Below are 16,971 nucleotides of genomic sequence, written 5' to 3'. Positions count from 1 at the left end.
TCTCCTCACCGCGCCAGCCAGCCGCCGTCCACTGGCACCACCGTGCCATGCATGTAGTTCGAGGCCGGCGCCAGCAGGAAGACGGCGGCATCGCCAATGTCTCCCGGCTCGCCCCAGCGCCCGGCGGGAATGCGCCCGAGGATGGCGGCACTGCGGTCGGGATCGGCGCGCAGCGCCTGCGTGTTGTTGGTCTCGATATAACCCGGCGCTATGCCGTTGACGTTGATGCCTTTCGCCGCCCACTCGCAGGCGAGCAGACGGGTGATGCCGAGCACGCCATGCTTTGAGGCAGTATAAGACGCGACGCGGATGCCGCCCTGGAAACTCAGCACCGAGGCGATGTTGACGATCTTGCCCTGGCGCCCGTCGGCAAGGACGCGTCGGGCAAAGGACTGGCTGAGCAGGAAGACCGTCTTCAAATTGACGTCGATGACATCGTCCCAGTCGGCCTCCGTCAGGTCGACGGCATCGGCGCGCCGGATTATGCCGGCATTGTTGACCAGCCCGTCGAGAGGCCCGCTTTCGCCCCAGACACGATCGAGCATCGGTCCGGCCGCTCCGGTGTCGGCAAGGTCGGCGGCAACCGCCTTGAATTCGCCGCCCAGAGCCGCGACCTTGGTGGCGGTATCGGCCATCGACGAGCGGCCGACCCCGATCACCGCGCCGCCGGCGCGCGCGATCGAGAGCGCGATGCCCTGTCCGATACCGGTGTTGGCGCCGGTGACCAGGATGCGCTTGCCGGCCAGGCTGAAAGCGGAGAAGTCGCTCATGCCGTTCGTCTCATTCTATCGGTCGTCTCATTCTATCATTCGCCGGCCGCGGCCTTGACCGAACTGACATGGAAGGCCTGCCTGGCATGCAGGCGCTCGCGATAGCGCTGCTGGCTGGCGGTGAGGTGCGTGCGCATCGCTTCGCGCGCGGCCTCGGCATCGCCTGAAATGATGGCGTTCAGGATCACCAGATGCTCGCGCTGCAGCCCTCGCTGATAGTCTTGCGACTGGACGAGTTCGATCGACCAGGGCGTGGTCCGTTCAGACGGAACGGCGCGCCGGCCGAGCACGTCGAGCATCTCGACATAGAACGGATTGCTGGTGGCGCTGGCAATCGCCCGGTGGAAGGCGAGGTCGGCGGCCTCGGTCGGCTCGCTGTCCAGCAGCAGCCGCTCGAACTCAAAAAAGGCTTCCTGGATCGCCGCCTCCTGCGCGGCGATGCGGCGGATGGCGGCGAGCCCGGCCGATTCGATCTCGATCGCCAGGCGTACCTCGAGCACGTTGAGCGCGATCGAATCCTTCGTCCCCATATCGGCGGCGAGCGCGCCGAACATCGTCGAGACACGCTCGATGACGAAGACACCGGCACCCTGGCGCGGCTCGACGAGACCATCGGCTGCAAGCTTGGCCAGCGCCTCGCGGATCACGGTGCGGCTGACGCCGAACGTTTCGGTCAACTGGCCTTCGGTCGGCAGCTTCTGCCCTGGCAGGATCTCGCCCGCCTGCAACTGCTTGCGGATCGCCCCGACCACGGTCTCCGACAGTTTGGGTTTTCGTCCGACCCTGAGGTCGGTTGCGGTATCCGATGCCATGTCGCCCCCCATTTGAACACGCTCGTCAACCAAGGCATCCGGCTCAAAGCCGATACGCCGTCTTGGCAAGCGTGTAGGCAAGCTCCTTCGCGAGTTCATGCGCCTCGTCCTCGCGCAGCCTGTGCTCGGCGACGAGGCGCGCCAGGAACGCGCAGTCGACCCTGCGCGCCACGTCGTGACGGGCGGGGATCGACGGAAAGGCGCGCGTGTCGTCGTTGAAGCCGACCGTGTTGTAGAAGCCGGCGGTCTCGGTGGTCATCTCGCGGAAACGGCGCATGCCTTCCGGGCTGTCGTGGAACCACCAGGCCGGTCCGAGTTTCAGCGCCGGGTAGACGCCGGCCAGCGGCGCCAGCTCGCGCGCGTAACTGCTCTCATCCAGCGTGAACAGAATGACGGTCAGGTCGCGCTCGAGCCCGACGCAGTCGAGCAGCGGCTTCAGCGCCGTCACATAATCGGTGCGGGTCGGGATGTCGAAGCCCTTGTCCCTGCCGAATTTCTGGAAAACACCCGCCGAATGATTGCGCCAGGAGCCGGGATGAATCTGCATCACCAGCCCGTCGTCCCGGCTCATCTTGGCCATTTCGGTCAGCATCTGGGCGCGAAACAGCTTTCGTTCACGCTCGTCCTGCGAGCCGGAGCGAATCCGGTTGAACAGCTCCTGCGCCGCAGCGTCGGAAAGGTTGGCGGTCTCGGCCGTGGGATGGCCATGATCCGACGAGGTCGCGCCGAAGCTCTTGAAGAAGGCGCGGCGCTGGCGGTGCGCATCGAGATAGCCGGCCCAGGTCCCGGTGTCGCAGCCGGTGATCTCGCCGAGCCGGTCGAGGTTGACCGAAAACCCTTCGAAATCGGGATCGACGACGGCGTCCGGCCGATAGGCGGTGACGACGCGGCCCTCCCAGCCGCTGTCGCGGATCATCTGGTGCCATTTGAGGTCGTCGAGCGCGCCTTCGGTCGTTGCGATGACCTCGATGTTGAAGCGCTCGAACAGGGCGCGAGGGCGGTAGTTCTCCCACTGCAGCACCGTCGCGATCGTGTCGTAATGGCGATCCGCGGTTTCGGCGCTCAACGGTTCTTCGATGCTGAACAGATGCGCAAGCACATGGTCGAACCACAGCCGGGTCGGTGTGCCACGGAAGAGATGATAGTGCTCGGCGAACAGCCGCCAGATCGCCCTGCCGTCGGTCTCGACGGGCGCGCCATCGAGCGTCGGCACGCCGAGAGCCTCCAGCCGCACGCCCTGGCTGAACAGCATGCGAAAAATATAGTGGTCCGGCACGATGAGCAGTTGCGCGGGATCGGGGAACGGCTCGTTCAGCGCATACCAGCGCGGGTCGGTGTGGCCGTGCGGGCTGATGATGGGCAGGTCCTTGATGCCGGCATAGAGATCGCGGGCGATCGAGAGCGGACGCGCCTCGGCTGGAAACAGCAAATCCGCATTCGTCAGTGCCACGGGCATCCTCCCAGGGTCGCTATCGGTAGGGTTGGCTGGAAATAATGTCAACATACAAAAATTGGATTGTTGTATGATGACTTTTGAGCAATGCTGAGCATTGTCGGCAGGCGCCGCCGATGTTACGCCGCTTGCGATCCGCCCGTGGGTCACCAGCCGTTCCATGACCCAGCCATTCCCCGAGATGAGTGCCGCAAAACCTATGACAGATCGTCGCCTTTCCAACCGTACGGCGCAGGCATTGCCGGCCAAGGTCGCCGCATCTCGATACGATCGTAGCGCGATTACGCCGGGCATTGTGCATCTCGGCGTCGGCGCCTTTCACCGCGCCCACCAGGCTGCTTACATCGATGAATGCCTGGCCGCCGGCGAGACGGGCTGGGGCATAACAGGCGTGTCGCTGCGCAGCGCCGACACCCGCGACGCGCTGGCGCCGCAGGATGGGCTGTACACACTGGCGGTTCGCGGCAGCGGCGGCGAGAAGCTGCATGTCATCGGCTCGATCGGCTCGCTGCTGGTGGCGCCGGAGGACCCGGCCGCGGTTCTGGCGGTGCTTGCCGATCCGCGCACCCGCATCGTGACGCTAACCATCACCGAGAAAGCCTATTTGCGAGCGGCCGGTGGCGGGCTGGACACGGCGCATCCCGACATCGTCCACGACCTGGCGAATCCGCAAAAGCCGAAGACGGCGCATGGTTTTCTGACCGAAGCGCTCGCCCGGAGGCTGGCCGCAGGCACCCCGCCTTTTACCGTGCTTTGTTGCGACAACCTGCCGGCCAACGGCGCCACCTTGCACAGGCTGCTGATCGAATTCGCCACACTGCGCGATGCCACTCCTGGTTCGGCGGGCGGTGCTGGAATTGCCGGCCACATCGCCGGTCAGGTCGCATTTCCCTCGAGCATGGTCGACCGCATCGTGCCGGCCACGACCGATGCCGACCGGGCGCGGATATCAGGCGAACTTGGCATCGAGGACGCCTGGCCAGTGATGACCGAACCTTTCCGCCAATGGGTGATCGAGGACGATTTCCCGGCCGGGCGCCCGGCCTGGGAAAAATTCGGCGTCACCATGGTCGGCGATGTCGCCCCCTTCGAGGACATGAAGCTGAGGCTGCTCAACGGTGCGCATTCGGGCATCGCCTATCTTGGCCTGCTCAGCGGCCACGCCACGGTCGATCGCGCCTTCGCCGATCCGGCGATCCGGCGGTTCGTCGATGCGCTGTGGGAGGAGGCCAAATCGACATTGCCTGGTGATGCCGGCCTCGACACATCGGCCTATACGGCCGAGCTTGCCGAGCGTTTTTCGAACACGGCACTTGCCCACCGCACGGCGCAGATCGCCAATGACGGCAGCCAGAAACTGCCGCAGCGCATCATCGCCTCGGCCATCGAGTGCCTCGAAGCCGGCACCGAGTTCGTCCATCTCACGCTGGTGGTCGCAGCCTGGATCGCCGCCTGCGCGGCGCGCGGCAAGACCTTGCCGGAGGGCCACTTCACCGATCCGCTCGATGCGGCGCTGACCGCGCTTTTGAACCAGCAGCTGCCGGCGAACGAAACCGTGACGGCGGTGTTCGATCTGGCCGGCTTCGCCGGGGATCACGCCGAACGCCAGACGCTGATCGAACTCACGGCGGTGCATCTCGTCCACTTGCGGCGCGATGGTCCGACTCTGGCCTTCGCCGCCTTGGGCATATAAACAAAAAGAGGGGCAAGGCCCCGCTTTTCATCAAGTCATTGGTGTGGATTTCAGGCCGGCAGAATTGCGCCTTCCAGCGTGGTGAGCTGGCTAAGGAACTGTTCCGCCTTGCTGCGCGACTGGTCGTCCTTGGCGTCGGCCGCGTCTTCCCTGGCTTCCTGGATGCGGCGGGCGAGGTCGGCGCGGTCGACATCCTTCACCGCCACAGCCGATTCCGCCAGCAGCGTGCAGCCAGCCGGGACGATGTCGGCGAAGCCGCCGAACACGACATAGCGTTCTTCGCTGCCCGAGGCATTCTTCACCGTGACGACGCCCGGCTTGATCGTGGTCATGACCGGCGCGTGATGGGCCATGACGGTCATCTCGCCCTCGGCGCCCGGGATGACGACGGATTCGACCTCGGCGGAAACCAGCAGGCGCTCCGGCGAGACCAGTTCGAACTTGAAAGCTTCAGCCATGTCAATTTAGTGAGTAGGGAATAGTGAGTAGGAAGTAGGGAGAGAGGACAACCGTCCGATCACCCAGCTGCTATTCACTACTGACTACTGACTACTCCCTATTCCCTTGATTAAGCCGCTTCAGCCGCGAGGCGCTGTGCCTTCTCGACCGCTTCGTCGATGCCGCCGACCATGTAGAAGGCGGCTTCCGGCAGGTGGTCATAGTCGCCGTTGCAGAGGCCCTTGAAGCCCTTGATGGTGTCTGCGAGGTCGACCAGCTTGCCCGGCGCGCCGGTGAACACTTCGGCGACGAAGAACGGTTGCGACAGGAAGCGCTCGATCTTGCGGGCGCGGGCCACGGTCTGCTTGTCCTCTTCCGAGAGTTCGTCCATGCCCAGGATGGCGATGATATCCTGCAGCGACTTGTAGCGCTGGAGGATCGACTGCACTTGGCGGGCAACGGCATAATGCTCGTCGCCGACGACCAGCGGGTCGAGCATGCGCGAGGTCGAGTCCAGCGGATCGACGGCCGGATAGATACCCTTTTCGGCGATCGAACGGTTCAGCGTCGTCGTCGCGTCAAGGTGGGCGAACGAGGTCGCCGGCGCCGGGTCGGTCAAGTCGTCGGCCGGCACGTAGATCGCCTGCACCGAGGTGATCGAGCCCTTGGTGGTGGTGGTGATGCGTTCCTGCAGCGCGCCCATATCGGTGGCGAGCGTCGGCTGATAGCCCACGGCCGACGGGATACGGCCGAGCAGAGCCGACACTTCCGAACCCGCCTGCGTGAAGCGGAAGATGTTGTCGACGAAGAACAGCACGTCCTGGCCCTGGTCGCGGAAATATTCGGCAACCGTCAGGCCGGTCAGGCCGACGCGGGCGCGCGCGCCCGGCGGCTCGTTCATCTGGCCGTACACCAGCGCCGCCTTCGAGCCTTCGCCGCCGCCCTTCTTGTTGACGCCGGATTCGATGAACTCGTGGTAAAGGTCGTTGCCTTCGCGGGTGCGCTCGCCGACGCCGGCGAACACCGAGTAACCACCATGCGCCTTGGCGATGTTGTTGATCAGTTCCTGGATCAGCACGGTCTTGCCGACGCCGGCGCCGCCGAACAGGCCGATCTTGCCGCCCTTGGCGTAGGGCGCGAGCAGGTCGAGCACCTTGATGCCGGTGATCAGGATCTGTGCTTCCGTCGACTGTTCGATATAGGCCGGAGCCGGCTGATGGATCGAGCGCAATTCGACCGCGTCGACCGGGCCTGCTTCGTCGACCGGCTCGCCGATGACGTTGATGATGCGGCCGAGCATGCCCGGGCCGACCGGCACGGCGATCGGGCCGCCTGTGTCGCGCACTTCCTGGCCACGCACCAGACCTTCGGTGGAGTCCATGGCGATGCAGCGCACCGTGTTTTCACCCAGATGCTGGGCAACTTCGAGCACCAGTCGGTTGCCGACATTGTTGGTCTCGAGCGCGTTCAGGATCGGCGGCAGATGCTCGCCGAACTGCACGTCGACGACGGCGCCGATGACCTGGCGGACCTTGCCGACAACGCCGGTGGCCTTGGTGGCCACGGCCTGCGTCTTGGCAGCGGCGGCCTTGGCCGGCGCTGCTGCTGCCTTGGCCGGAGCCGCCTTTGCTGCCGCTGCCTTGGCCGCCTTCGCGGGGGCTGCTGTCTTCGGGGTCGCTGCTTTCGCCATCGTCTTTACCCTTTTCGTCCTTTGTTTCTCACGCGGTCCTGTTCGCGGGCCAATGACCCGCTGACCGCGCCTAGAGCGCCTCGGCGCCCGAAATGATTTCGATCAGTTCCTTGGTGATCTGCGCCTGCCGCTGGCGGTTGTAGGTGATCGACAGCTTGTTGATCATCTCGCCGGCGTTGCGCGTCGCATTGTCCATGGCGCTCATCTTGGCGCCCATTTCGCCCGCTGCGTTTTCGAGCAGCGCACGGAATATCTGCACAGCGATGTTGCGCGGGATGAGGTCGGACAGGATTTCCCCCGGCTCCGGCTCATACTCGTAGACGGCGCTGGCGCCATCCGCCGTTTCGGGCTGAGCCGAAGAGGCGGACGCTGCCGGAATGATCTGCTGCGCGGTCGGAACCTGGCTGATCACCGACTTGAACTGCGAGTAGAACAGCGTGCAGACGTCGAAGGCGCCCTCGTTGAACAGATAGATGACCTTGCGGGCGATCGCATCGGCATTGACGAAGCCGAGCGTCTTGACCTCGCGCAGATCGACGCGTTCGATGATCATCGCGGCATAGTCGCGGCGCAGGATGTCGAAACCCTTCTTGCCGACGCAGATGATCTTGACCTGCTTGCCGTCGGCCAGAAGCCGGCGGATATGGTCGCGGGCATGACGGGCGATCTGCGAATTGAAGCCGCCGCACAGGCCACGCTCGGCGGTGCAGACGACGAGCAGATGCACGTCATCCTTGCCGGTTCCGGTCATCAGCGCCGGGGCATCGCCCCCGCCACCGACCGCCTGGGTGATGTTGGCCAGGACGGAACCCATGCGCTCCGAATAGGGACGCGCCGCTTCCGCCGCCTCTTGCGCACGGCGCAGCTTCGCCGCGGCGACCATCTGCATCGCCTTGGTGATCTTCTGCGTCGCCTTGACCGAGGCGATACGGTTACGAAGGTCTTTTAATGAAGGCATGCTTCAAACCTGATCCCGTCTTGCACTTCGCTCAGGCGAAGGTCTTGGCGAAGGCGTCGATCTCGGCCTTCAGCTTGGCGCGCAGATCGTCCGACAGCGCCTTTTCCTTGCGGATGGCGTCGAGGACGTCCTTGCCGGCCGAACGCATGTGGCTGAGCAGGCCGTGCTCGAATTTGCCGACCTGGTTGACCGGCAGCTTGTCGAGATAGCCGTTGACGCCGGCGAAGATCACCGCGACCTGCTCTTCCGTCTTCAGCGGCGAGAACTGCGGCTGCTTCAGGAGTTCGGTCAGGCGCGAGCCGCGGTTGAGCAGGCGCTGCGTGGCGGCGTCGAGGTCCGAGCCGAACTGCGCGAAAGCGGCCATTTCGCGGTACTGCGCGAGCTCGCCCTTGATCGAGCCGGCAACCTGCTTCATCGCCTTGATCTGCGCCGACGAACCGACGCGCGACACCGACAGGCCGACGTTGACGGCCGGACGGATGCCCTGGAAGAACAGGTTGGTTTCGAGGAAGATCTGGCCGTCGGTGATCGAGATCACGTTGGTCGGGATGTAGGCCGACACGTCGTTGGCCTGCGTCTCGATGACCGGCAGCGCGGTCAGCGAACCGCCACCCAGATCGTCGTTGAGCTTGGCGGCGCGCTCGAGCAGGCGCGAATGCAGGTAGAAGACGTCGCCAGGATAGGCTTCGCGGCCCGGCGGGCGGCGCAGCAACAGCGACATCTGGCGATAGGCGACGGCCTGCTTCGACAGATCGTCATAGCTGATCAGCGCATGCATGCCGTTGTCGCGGAAATATTCGCCCATGGTGCAGGCCGTGAACGGCGCCAGGAACTGCATCGGCGCCGGATCGGAAGCGGTGGCGGCGACGATGACCGAATATTCGAGCGCGCCGCGCTCTTCCAGCACCTTGACGAACTGCGCGACGGTCGAGCGCTTCTGGCCGACGGCGACGTAGACGCAGTAGAGCTTTTCCTTCTCGGGGCCGTTGTCGTGCACCGACTTCTGGTTGAGCATCGTGTCGAGGATGATGGCGGTCTTGCCGGTCTGGCGATCGCCGATGACCAGCTCGCGCTGGCCGCGGCCGACCGGGATCAGCGCATCGATGGCCTTGAGGCCGGTCGACATCGGCTCGTTCACCGACTTGCGCGGGATGATGCCGGGCGCCTTGACGTCGACGCGCTTGCGCTCGACCGCCTTGATCGGGCCTTTGCCGTCGATCGGATTGCCGAGCGCGTCGACGACGCGGCCGAGCAGGCCGGGGCCGACAGGCGCGTCGACGATGGCGCCGGTGCGCTTGACGGTGTCGCCTTCCTTGATGTCGCGGTCGGCGCCGAAGATGACGACGCCGACATTGTCGGCTTCGAGGTTGAGCGCCATGCCGCGGATGCCGCCGGGGAATTCGACCATTTCGCCGGCCTGGACATTGTCGAGGCCGTAGACGCGGGCGATACCGTCACCGACGGACAGCACCTGTCCGACTTCGGAGACCTCGGCCTCCTTGCCGAAATTCTTGATCTGGTCTTTCAGAATTGCGGAAATTTCCGCGGCGCGGATGTCCATCAGCCGACCTCTTTCAGTGCAAGCTTGAGCGAATTGAGTTTGGTTTTGAGCGACGTATCGATCTGGCGCGAGCCCATCTTGACCACCAGCCCGCCGAGCAGCGACGGGTCGACGGTGACGGAAATGGCCACGTCTTTGCCGGCAACGCTCTTCAGCGCCGCCTTGAGTTCGGTCTGCTGGGCCGCGGTCAGCTCATGAGCCGACGTGACTTCGGCGGCGGCCTCGCCACGGGCTTCCGCCGCGATCTGGCGGAACGCCTTGATCATGCCGGGCACCGCGAACAGGCGGCGATTCTTGGCGACGACGCGCAGGAAATTGCCGGTCAGGCCGGTGATGCCTGCCTTGTCGGCGATCGCCGCGATGGCCTTGGCCTGGTCCTCGCTGGAAAACACCGGGCTGTTGATCAGCCGGGCGAGATCCGCGCTGCCCGCGAGCAGTGCCTCGAAACCGTTGAGGTCGGCCTCGACCTTGGCCACGGAATTTGCCTGCGATGCCAGTTCGAACAGCGAACCGGCATAGCGTTCTGCGACACCTGAGATTGGCGATGACGATTGGGCCACGGACCGTCTTTTCTCTTGTCTGACAGGCCGCAGATTGTTGGCGCGAGCAAAAACTCTGGCTAAATCTTTGACCTTACTGCATTTTTTCAAGCACGGAGGCGCGGCTTCCGCTATCCCCGGCCGAAAGTCGATTGCCGTCTAGCACAGGCATTTTAAGACCGCAATGCGTCGTTCCGCATGGTTTTCAGGCACTATTGTCGCATCCGGCGAAAGATCAGGGTCCTGCGCGCCGGAATACCCTTGGATTCAGGGCACAAAGCCGAAGGCAAAGGCGAGCGGCAAGGCCGCGAGCGCCAATTCCACCACAATGGAAACCCAATTGAAAGGCGTATTGGCGCCATCCGACATCATCGACAGCAGCCGGCCGAAGGCAGTGAACAGCCAGGAGAAGCCGAGCGCCATGTAGACCAGCGGCTGCGCGAGCAGGATGCAGCACAGGCCGACCCCGAGATAGAAGCCCGACATGCGGCCCCGTCCCTCGGCGATCGCCGCCGCCTTCTCGGGTTTCGCCTGCAGGCGCAGGATGCGGAAGGCCAGCCCCGGCGCCAGGAAAAACAGAAGGCCGAGCAACACGGTGAAGACCGCGCTCGACCAGGCCAGCCATTCGCCCTGGCTCGTCGGCCATGGAAGCGCAAAATCCATCGTGTCCCTCGAAATGCCTGTTTTGAAATTCCGGGCATTCTAGCGGAGGAAAAATGCCGCGCCAGATGGCTCAAGGCACTTTAGGTGACCCGCATCAACCGAGCGCGAATTCCACCGCCGCCTCGGCATGGATGCGGGTCGTGTCGAAAACCGGAATGTCGAAATCGCCCTGGCCGATGAGCATGGTGATCTCCGTGCAGCCCATGATCAGGCTGTCGGCGGCCTCTTCGCGGCGCAAGCGGTTGGCCTCGGCGACATAGGCGGCCTTTGAGGCTTCGGAGACAATGCCCTGGCAAAGCTCGTCATAGATGACGCCATGCACCATGTCGCGGCCGGCCGCATCGGGTACGACTGGCGACAGGCCATACTTGTCGGCAAGCCGGCCCTTGTAGAAGTCCTGCTCCATGGTGAACCGCGTTGCCAGCAGGGCCGGGCGCCGCATGCCGGCGCGCTTGATCGCAACTGCGGTGGCGTCCGCAATGTGGATCAGCGGGATCGAGACCGACGCCTGCACCTGGTCGGCCAGCTTGTGCATGGTGTTGGTGCAAAAAAGCAGGCCTTGCGCGCCGCCGGCCTCGAGCTTGCGCGCGGCATCGACCAGCAGCATGCCGGCACCATCCCAATCGCCATGATGCTGGCGCTCGGCGATCTCGGCGAAGTCGAACGACCACATGAGAAGCTTGGCCGAGTGCAACCCGCCAAGCCGCCCGCGCACGGTCTCGTTGAGCAGGCGATAATAGATGGCGGTCGATTCCCAGCTCATGCCGCCGAGCAGGCCAAGGGTTTTCATCTGATCTTTCCGTTTCTCCCGCCGAGACAGCTGTAGCTGAAATTGCGTCCCTACAAAAAGCTCTGCGGATCGATGTCGACCTGCACCCGGACCGAGCCGCGCTGCTTCGGTCCGTTGGCCAGCATGGCCCGGATAAACCCTTGCATGTCGGCGCGCCGTTCGCCCTGGATCAGCAGGCGGAAGCGGTGGCGGCCGCCGAGCAGGGACAGTGGCGCCTCCGCCGGCCCGAGCACGAACAGGTCCGACGCCTCGGGCGCTGCGCGGCGCAGGCCGCGGGCATGGCCTTCCGCCTCCGCCCGCGTCACCGCGCTGACGATGACGCCGGCCAGCCGGCCGAAGGGCGGCAAGGCAGCGCGTTCGCGTTCAGAAATCTCACGCTGGTAGAAAGATTCGTCGTCGCCGGAGACGATCGCCCGCATCACCGGATGGTCGGGCTGAAACGTCTGCAGCAGGCCCAGGCTCTTCTTGCCGGTGCGGCCGGCGCGGCCGGTGACCTGGCTGAGCAGCTGGAAGGTGCGCTCGGCGGCGCGCGGATCGCCATTGGCAAGGCCGAGATCGGCATCGACGACGCCGACCAGCGTCATATCAGGGAAATTATGGCCCTTGGCGACCAGTTGCGTGCCAATGACGATATCGGCCTCGCCATTGGCGATTGCCTCCAGCTCCAGCCGCAGCCGTCGTACACCCCCCATGATATCCGACGACAGCACGATGGTGCGCGCGTCCGGGAAATGCGTGACGACCTCCTCGGCGATGCGCTCGACCCCCGGCCCGCAAGCAACCAGGTGGTCGAGCGTGCCGCATTCCGGACAGGCTTCGGGACGGCGCTCATTGTGACCGCAATGGTGGCAGACCAACTGCCCGCGAAAGCGGTGTTCGACCAGCCAGGCCGAGCACACCGGGCAGCCGAAGCGATGGCCGCAGACCCGGCACAGCGTCAGCGGCGCGTAGCCGCGCCGGTTGAGGAACAGCAGCGACTGCTCCTTCTTCTCAAGCGTCCGGCGCATATGGTCGATCAGCACCGGCGACAGGAAGCCGCCACGCGCCGGCGGCGCGCGCCGCATGTCGATCGACTTGAGGTCGGGAAGTGCCGCCTCGGCGAAGCGAGCGGACAGAACGGCCCTGTTGTATTTGCCCTGGCTGGCATTGACCCGGCTCTCGACCGATGGCGTCGCCGACGCCAGGACCACGGGGAAGCCGCCTATATGGCCGCGCACGACGGCCATGTCGCGCGCATTGTAGATGACGCGGTCTTCCTGCTTGTAGGCGGGGTCGTGCTCCTCGTCGACGACGATCAGGCCAAGCTGCTTGAATGGGAGGAACAGCGCCGAGCGCGCGCCGGCGACGACGCGCACGCCGCCTTCCGCCACTTGCCGCCAGACTTTTTCGCGCATGCGCGGCGGCAGGTCGGAATGCCACTCGGCCGGCTTGGCGCCAAAACGCTGCTGGAAGCGTTCGAGGAAGGCATGCGTCAGCGCGATTTCCGGCAGCAGGATGAGCACTTGGCCGCCCTGCTCTAGCGCGGCCGCCACCGCCTCGAAATAGACCTCCGTCTTGCCCGAACCGGTTACGCCGTCGAGCAACGCGACATTGAACTCGCCGGCCGCGACATTGGCGCGCAGCAATGACGCGGCCTCGTTCTGGTCCGGCATCAGTTCGGGAACGGCATAGCTTGGGTCAGGCGCGGCCACCACCGGGCGCGGCGGGATCATCACCGTCTCGAACACGCCTTGCGCCTTGAGCCCCTCGATCACCGTCGACGACACGCCGGCGGCGTGCGCGAGGCCGGAGCGCGTCCAGGCCAACCCACCCTCGGCCGTCTCCAGCACGCGTGCCCTGGCATCCGTCATCCGGTCGGGCACAAGCAGGGTGCGCTGCAGCCCTTCGATCCAGGGTTCGGGATCAAAGGCCTCCGGCGCCCTGAGCAGCATGCGCGCCACCATGCCCGGCGCCGACAGCGTGTATTGCGCCACCCAGTCGACGAATCGGCGCATGGCGCGGTCGATCGGCGGACAGTCGAAAACCTGCTCGATCGGGCGCAATTTCCTGGCATCGACCTGCTCGACCGCGCCGTCCCAGACGATACCGGCGACCTGGCGCGGCCCAAGCGGCACGCGCACGATCGAACCCGGCACCACCCGCATGCCGGCCGGCACGGCATAGGTGTAGGGACGTTCGGCCGGCATCGGCACCAGCACCGGTGCGGCCGCGACAAAGGGCGAATCTTCGATCATGAGGCGTGACCTTGCCCTGACTTTGGTCTAGATCAAAGAGCAACGCTGAACGTGCCCTCCCAAGCACGACGAAATCGTCAGGAGACCCGCCATGAAATTTTTTGCCGACACCGCCGATATCAAAGAGATCAAGGAACTGAACGATCTGGGGCTGCTCGATGGCGTCACAACCAACCCTTCGCTGATCTTGAAATCGGGCGGCAAGATCGCCGAGGTCACCAAGCAGATTTGCGACATCGTCGAAGGGCCTGTCTCGGCGGAAGTCGTGGCGATCGAATACAAGCAGATGATGGCTGAGGCCGAAGTGCTGGCCAAGATCGCGCCCAATGTCTGCATCAAGGTGCCGTTGACGCTGGACGGCCTGAAGGCCTGCAAGACCATCCGCACCGAGATGAACCGCATGGTCAACGTCACGCTGTGCTTCTCGGCCAACCAGGCGCTGCTCGCCGCCAAGGCCGGCGCTTCCTTCATCTCGCCCTTCGTCGGCCGCGTCGACGACACCGGCTCGGACGGCATGGAGCTGATCCAGGAGATCCGTCAGATCTACGACAATTTCGATTTCCAGACCGAAATCCTGACCGCTTCCGTGCGCACGGTAAACCATGTGAAGCAGGCGGCTCTCATCGGCGCCGACGTCATCACCGCGCCGCCGGCGACGCTGAAGGCACTGGTCAACCATCCGCTGACCGACAAGGGCCTTGCCGCTTTCCTCGCCGACTGGGCCAAGACCGGCCAGAAGATCGGCTGAGCGGTCCGACACCAGATACAAAAAAGGCCGGGCAACCGGCCTTTTTTATTGGCGTCTCGTGGCGGCCTGCCGCTCAATCCGCGTCGTCATCGGCGGGCGCGGCCGCCAGCTGGCGCTTGCCCGCCATGATCTCGCGCTTGCCGACATGGTTGGGGGCGCCGACCAGACCTTCCTTCTCCATGCGCTCGACCAGTGAAGCGGCGCGGTTGTAGCCGATGCCGAGGCGGCGCTGGATGTAGGACGTCGAACATTTCTTGTCGCGCAACACCACCTTGACCGCCTCGTCATAGCTGGAATCGCCATCCTCGGCGGCAACGGCTCCCTTGTCGAAGACCGCTCCCTGGTCGCCTTCCTCTTCCTCTTCATCCTCGTCGGCCGTCACCGTCTCCAGATATTCGGGGCGGCCCTGCGCCTTCAGATGTGCCACGACATGCTCGACCTCGGCGTCGGAAACGAAGGGGCCGTGCACACGGGCGATGCGCCCGCCGCCCATCATGTGCAGCATGTCGCCCTGGCCGAGCAGCTGTTCGGCGCCCTGCTCGCCCAGGATGGTGCGGCTGTCGATCTTGGAGGTGACCTGGAAGGAGATGCGGGTAGGGAAATTGGCCTTGATCGTGCCGGTGATGACGTCGACCGACGGCCGCTGCGTCGCCATGATCAGGTGGATGCCGGCGGCCCGCGCCATCTGCGCCAGGCGCTGGATGGCGCCTTCGATCTCCTTGCCGGCAACCATCATCAGGTCGGCCATCTCGTCGACGATGACGACGATGTAGGGCATCGGCGCAAGGTCGATTTCCTGCTGTTCGAACAGCGGCTCGCCGGTGCCTTTCTCGAAGCCGGCCTGCACGCTCATGACGACCGTCTCACCCTTGTCGCGGGCTTGGGCGGCGCGCTCGTTGTAGCCGTCGATGTTGCGCACGCCGAGCCGCGCCATCTTGCGATATCGGTCCTCCATCTCGCGCACCGCCCATTTGAGCGCGGTGACGGCCTTCTTGGGATCCGTGACGACGGGGGTCAGAAGGTGCGGGATGCCGTCATAGACGGACAGTTCGAGCATCTTCGGGTCGACCATGATCAGCCGGCATTCTTCCGGCTTCAGCCGGTAGAGCAGCGACAGGATCATGGTGTTGATGGCGACCGACTTGCCGGAGCCCGTGGTGCCGGCGACGAGCAGGTGCGGCATCTTCGCCAGTTCGGCGATGACAGGCTCGCCACCAATGGTCTTGCCAAGGCAAAGCGCCAGCTTGCAGCTGGTCTTGCGGAAGCCCTGCGATTCGATCAGTTCGCGGAAATAGACGGTTTCGCGGGTCTCATTCGGCAGCTCGATACCGATGACATTGCGGCCAGGCACCACGGCGACGCGCGCCGAGACCGCCGACATGGAGCGGGCAATGTCGTCGGCGAGACCAATGACGCGGGAGGATTTGACGCCAGGCGCCGGCTCGAATTCGTAGAGGGTGACGACCGGGCCGGGGCGTACGTGGATGATCTCCCCGCGCACGCCGAAATCCTCCAGCACGCTTTCCAGGAGATCGGCATTCTGCTCGAGCCGCTCCTGCGACATGTAGAAGCCTTGGCCCTCGGGAGGCTGCTGCAGCAGCTCCTCCGAGGGAAGCTCGTAGCCTTCGCCCGTCTCCGGCTGAGCAACCTTGCCAGCCATGGGCAGCGACGGCGCCCGCGCTGCGGGGACGGCTTCGCCCACGCGTTGCGCAATGGGCGTCGGGGCGGCGTTGCTTGCGGCAGGTGCGACGGCGGTGGTCATCCGAGCCTGCCGGGCAGTCCTGCGCGCCGGAACGGACGGCTCGGCCACGGCCTTGTTGGAGTTGGCCGGAAAGACGTCGGGCGGGGCGGACGGTGCCTGGCCGGGAAGGCATTCGATGACACGGAACAAGGCGGTGACATCGGCCGCGGCGGACGCGGAGATGTCGGCCCGCGCCGCGGCAACCGGCGGAGCCGCGACCGGTGCGCGCGGGGCCGGGCTGACCTGCCGGACCGGTGACGTCACATCGACCAGAAGCGGAGCCAGGCCCTCGAAGAAGGCGTGATCCGAAAGATAGGGCCGCCGGGCTTTTTCAGCGGTGGCTGCATTGACCGGCGCGCCATTCCGGACGACGGGCGCCGGACGCGTGGCCACTGCCGTTGCGGGCACCTTCGGAGCCGCGGGCACAACGCCTTGCGACGTCTCGCCGCCGCGCGCTGGCTGGGCGGACCCGGCCGGTGACGGCCCGCGATGCATGACGGCGCCAGGCCCGGCCTGCTGCGTCGGGAGCGCCTGCGGGCGACCCTCCCCGGCAACCTCGTCGTGCTGCTGGCGATGCTTGGGTTCATAGTCCGGCGTGCGTGTAAAACGCACATTGGGCGCCAGGAAAAAATACTCTTGCCAGGCAGGGCTTTCGGTGTCGCCGCCGAGATCGGCAACCCGCCCGGAATGACCTGCGTGGGAAGCACCGGACTGGCCAACATCCGCCTTGCCGCGCGGGCCGCCGGAACGCTCTCCTTGGGGGTCATCGGGCGAAACTGCGTGCAACGAATTGACCCGAGAAAAACGCCTGGCTTCCATGCTCAAGACTCACTGTGAAATGTCTGCTGAGCAATAGGGAGCGAGTGGTTAACAGTTGCTTC

14 protein-coding genes are annotated in these 16,971 nt (G+C 65.1%); 2 read left to right on the top strand and 12 right to left on the bottom strand.

From position 1 onward, the window contains the following. Positions 1–5 precede the first annotated feature (5 nt). Genes kduD through uxaC form a run of 3 tightly spaced genes read right to left on the bottom strand, consistent with a single transcriptional unit; the run spans position 6 to position 3,038 of the window. Entirely contained in the window at positions 6–770 is a 765-nt protein-coding gene (kduD, locus tag EJ077_RS00685) for a 2-dehydro-3-deoxy-D-gluconate 5-dehydrogenase KduD (protein ID WP_208699232.1), read from the bottom strand. Positions 771–805: 35 nt separating this feature from the next. Next, the gene (locus EJ077_RS00680) at positions 806–1,582 is read right to left on the bottom strand and encodes a FadR/GntR family transcriptional regulator (RefSeq protein WP_208699230.1); all 777 of its coding nucleotides are present in this window, start codon (positions 1,580–1,582) and stop codon (positions 806–808) included. Positions 1,583–1,625: 43 nt separating this feature from the next. Next, positions 1,626–3,038, bottom strand: coding sequence for a glucuronate isomerase (uxaC, locus tag EJ077_RS00675; RefSeq protein ID WP_208699227.1), 1,413 nt, complete (start codon positions 3,036–3,038; stop codon positions 1,626–1,628). A gap of 196 nt (positions 3,039–3,234) precedes the next feature. Here uxaC and EJ077_RS00670 point away from each other — a divergent pair, with 196 nt between their 5' ends. After that, complete coding sequence (locus EJ077_RS00670; protein WP_208699225.1) at positions 3,235–4,728, top strand: mannitol dehydrogenase family protein; 1,494 nt, start codon at positions 3,235–3,237, stop codon at positions 4,726–4,728. Positions 4,729–4,778: 50 nt separating this feature from the next. Here the strand turns inward: EJ077_RS00670 and EJ077_RS00665 are convergent, their stop codons facing one another. The 8 genes from EJ077_RS00665 to EJ077_RS00630 form a co-directional block, all read right to left on the bottom strand. After that, positions 4,779–5,186 carry a F0F1 ATP synthase subunit epsilon gene (locus EJ077_RS00665; RefSeq protein WP_127873378.1) on the bottom strand — a complete coding sequence of 136 codons (408 nt, stop codon included), beginning with the start codon at positions 5,184–5,186 and terminating at the stop codon, positions 4,779–4,781. A 110-nt stretch (positions 5,187–5,296) separates the two neighbouring features. After that, positions 5,297–6,856: a F0F1 ATP synthase subunit beta gene (gene atpD / locus EJ077_RS00660; protein ID WP_208699222.1), complete on the bottom strand. Its 1,560-nt coding sequence runs from the start codon at positions 6,854–6,856 to the stop codon at positions 5,297–5,299. Between the two features lie 70 nt (positions 6,857–6,926). Continuing rightward, a complete protein-coding gene (locus EJ077_RS00655) occupies positions 6,927–7,814 on the bottom strand; it encodes a F0F1 ATP synthase subunit gamma (RefSeq protein ID WP_208699220.1) in 888 nt (295 codons plus the stop codon). 31 nt (positions 7,815–7,845) lie between these two features. Then, positions 7,846–9,375 (bottom strand): F0F1 ATP synthase subunit alpha, encoded by a 1,530-nt coding sequence (atpA, locus tag EJ077_RS00650; protein ID WP_208699218.1) that lies wholly within the window; start codon positions 9,373–9,375, stop codon positions 7,846–7,848. Next, positions 9,375–9,935, bottom strand: coding sequence for a F0F1 ATP synthase subunit delta (locus EJ077_RS00645; protein ID WP_208699215.1), 561 nt, complete (start codon positions 9,933–9,935; stop codon positions 9,375–9,377). The genes atpA and EJ077_RS00645 overlap by 1 nt, the downstream gene beginning before the upstream one ends. Before the next feature lie 246 nt (positions 9,936–10,181). Next, the gene (locus tag EJ077_RS00640) at positions 10,182–10,577 is read right to left on the bottom strand and encodes a DUF4345 family protein (RefSeq protein ID WP_127275645.1); all 396 of its coding nucleotides are present in this window, start codon (positions 10,575–10,577) and stop codon (positions 10,182–10,184) included. Between the two features lie 94 nt (positions 10,578–10,671). Further along, on the bottom strand, positions 10,672–11,367 hold the full coding sequence (locus EJ077_RS00635) for an aspartate/glutamate racemase family protein (RefSeq protein WP_208699213.1): 696 nt from the start codon (positions 11,365–11,367) through the stop codon (positions 10,672–10,674). A gap of 50 nt (positions 11,368–11,417) precedes the next feature. After that, complete coding sequence (locus EJ077_RS00630; RefSeq protein WP_208699210.1) at positions 11,418–13,601, bottom strand: primosomal protein N'; 2,184 nt, start codon at positions 13,599–13,601, stop codon at positions 11,418–11,420. Between the two features lie 91 nt (positions 13,602–13,692). Between EJ077_RS00630 and fsa the strand changes: the two genes are divergently transcribed. Continuing rightward, on the top strand, positions 13,693–14,349 hold the full coding sequence (gene fsa / locus EJ077_RS00625; RefSeq protein ID WP_208699208.1) for a fructose-6-phosphate aldolase: 657 nt from the start codon (positions 13,693–13,695) through the stop codon (positions 14,347–14,349). A 73-nt stretch (positions 14,350–14,422) separates the two neighbouring features. Here the strand turns inward: fsa and EJ077_RS00620 are convergent, their stop codons facing one another. Next, complete coding sequence (locus tag EJ077_RS00620; RefSeq protein ID WP_208699204.1) at positions 14,423–16,909, bottom strand: DNA translocase FtsK; 2,487 nt, start codon at positions 16,907–16,909, stop codon at positions 14,423–14,425. Positions 16,910–16,971: the final 62 nt, after the last annotated feature.

Origin of the sequence: Mesorhizobium sp. M8A.F.Ca.ET.057.01.1.1 (assembly GCF_003952565.1) — a bacterium.
Classification (GTDB): Bacteria; Pseudomonadota; Alphaproteobacteria; order Rhizobiales; family Rhizobiaceae; genus Mesorhizobium.
This window is presented reverse-complemented; position numbering and strand designations above follow the sequence as displayed.

What these genes read in the sequence shown, in the direction of transcription:
- EJ077_RS00635 (WP_208699213.1), bottom strand. Translation starts at nt 11,367, where the DNA reads ATGAAAACCCTTGGCCTGCTCGGCGGCATGAGCTGGGAATCGACCGCC.
- EJ077_RS00640 (WP_127275645.1), bottom strand. Translation starts at nt 10,577, where the DNA reads ATGGATTTTGCGCTTCCATGGCCGACGAGCCAGGGCGAATGGCTGGCC.
- atpD (WP_208699222.1), bottom strand. Translation starts at nt 6,856, where the DNA reads ATGGCGAAAGCAGCGACCCCGAAGACAGCAGCCCCCGCGAAGGCGGCC.
- EJ077_RS00665 (WP_127873378.1), bottom strand. Translation starts at nt 5,186, where the DNA reads ATGGCTGAAGCTTTCAAGTTCGAACTGGTCTCGCCGGAGCGCCTGCTG.
- kduD (WP_208699232.1), bottom strand. Translation starts at nt 770, where the DNA reads ATGAGCGACTTCTCCGCTTTCAGCCTGGCCGGCAAGCGCATCCTGGTC.
- EJ077_RS00680 (WP_208699230.1), bottom strand. Translation starts at nt 1,582, where the DNA reads ATGGCATCGGATACCGCAACCGACCTCAGGGTCGGACGAAAACCCAAA.
- EJ077_RS00655 (WP_208699220.1), bottom strand. Translation starts at nt 7,814, where the DNA reads ATGCCTTCATTAAAAGACCTTCGTAACCGTATCGCCTCGGTCAAGGCG.
- EJ077_RS00620 (WP_208699204.1), bottom strand. Translation starts at nt 16,909, where the DNA reads ATGGAAGCCAGGCGTTTTTCTCGGGTCAATTCGTTGCACGCAGTTTCG.
- uxaC (WP_208699227.1), bottom strand. Translation starts at nt 3,038, where the DNA reads ATGCCCGTGGCACTGACGAATGCGGATTTGCTGTTTCCAGCCGAGGCG.
- atpA (WP_208699218.1), bottom strand. Translation starts at nt 9,375, where the DNA reads ATGGACATCCGCGCCGCGGAAATTTCCGCAATTCTGAAAGACCAGATC.
- EJ077_RS00670 (WP_208699225.1), top strand. Translation starts at nt 3,235, where the DNA reads ATGACAGATCGTCGCCTTTCCAACCGTACGGCGCAGGCATTGCCGGCC.
- EJ077_RS00630 (WP_208699210.1), bottom strand. Translation starts at nt 13,601, where the DNA reads ATGATCGAAGATTCGCCCTTTGTCGCGGCCGCACCGGTGCTGGTGCCG.
- fsa (WP_208699208.1), top strand. Translation starts at nt 13,693, where the DNA reads ATGAAATTTTTTGCCGACACCGCCGATATCAAAGAGATCAAGGAACTG.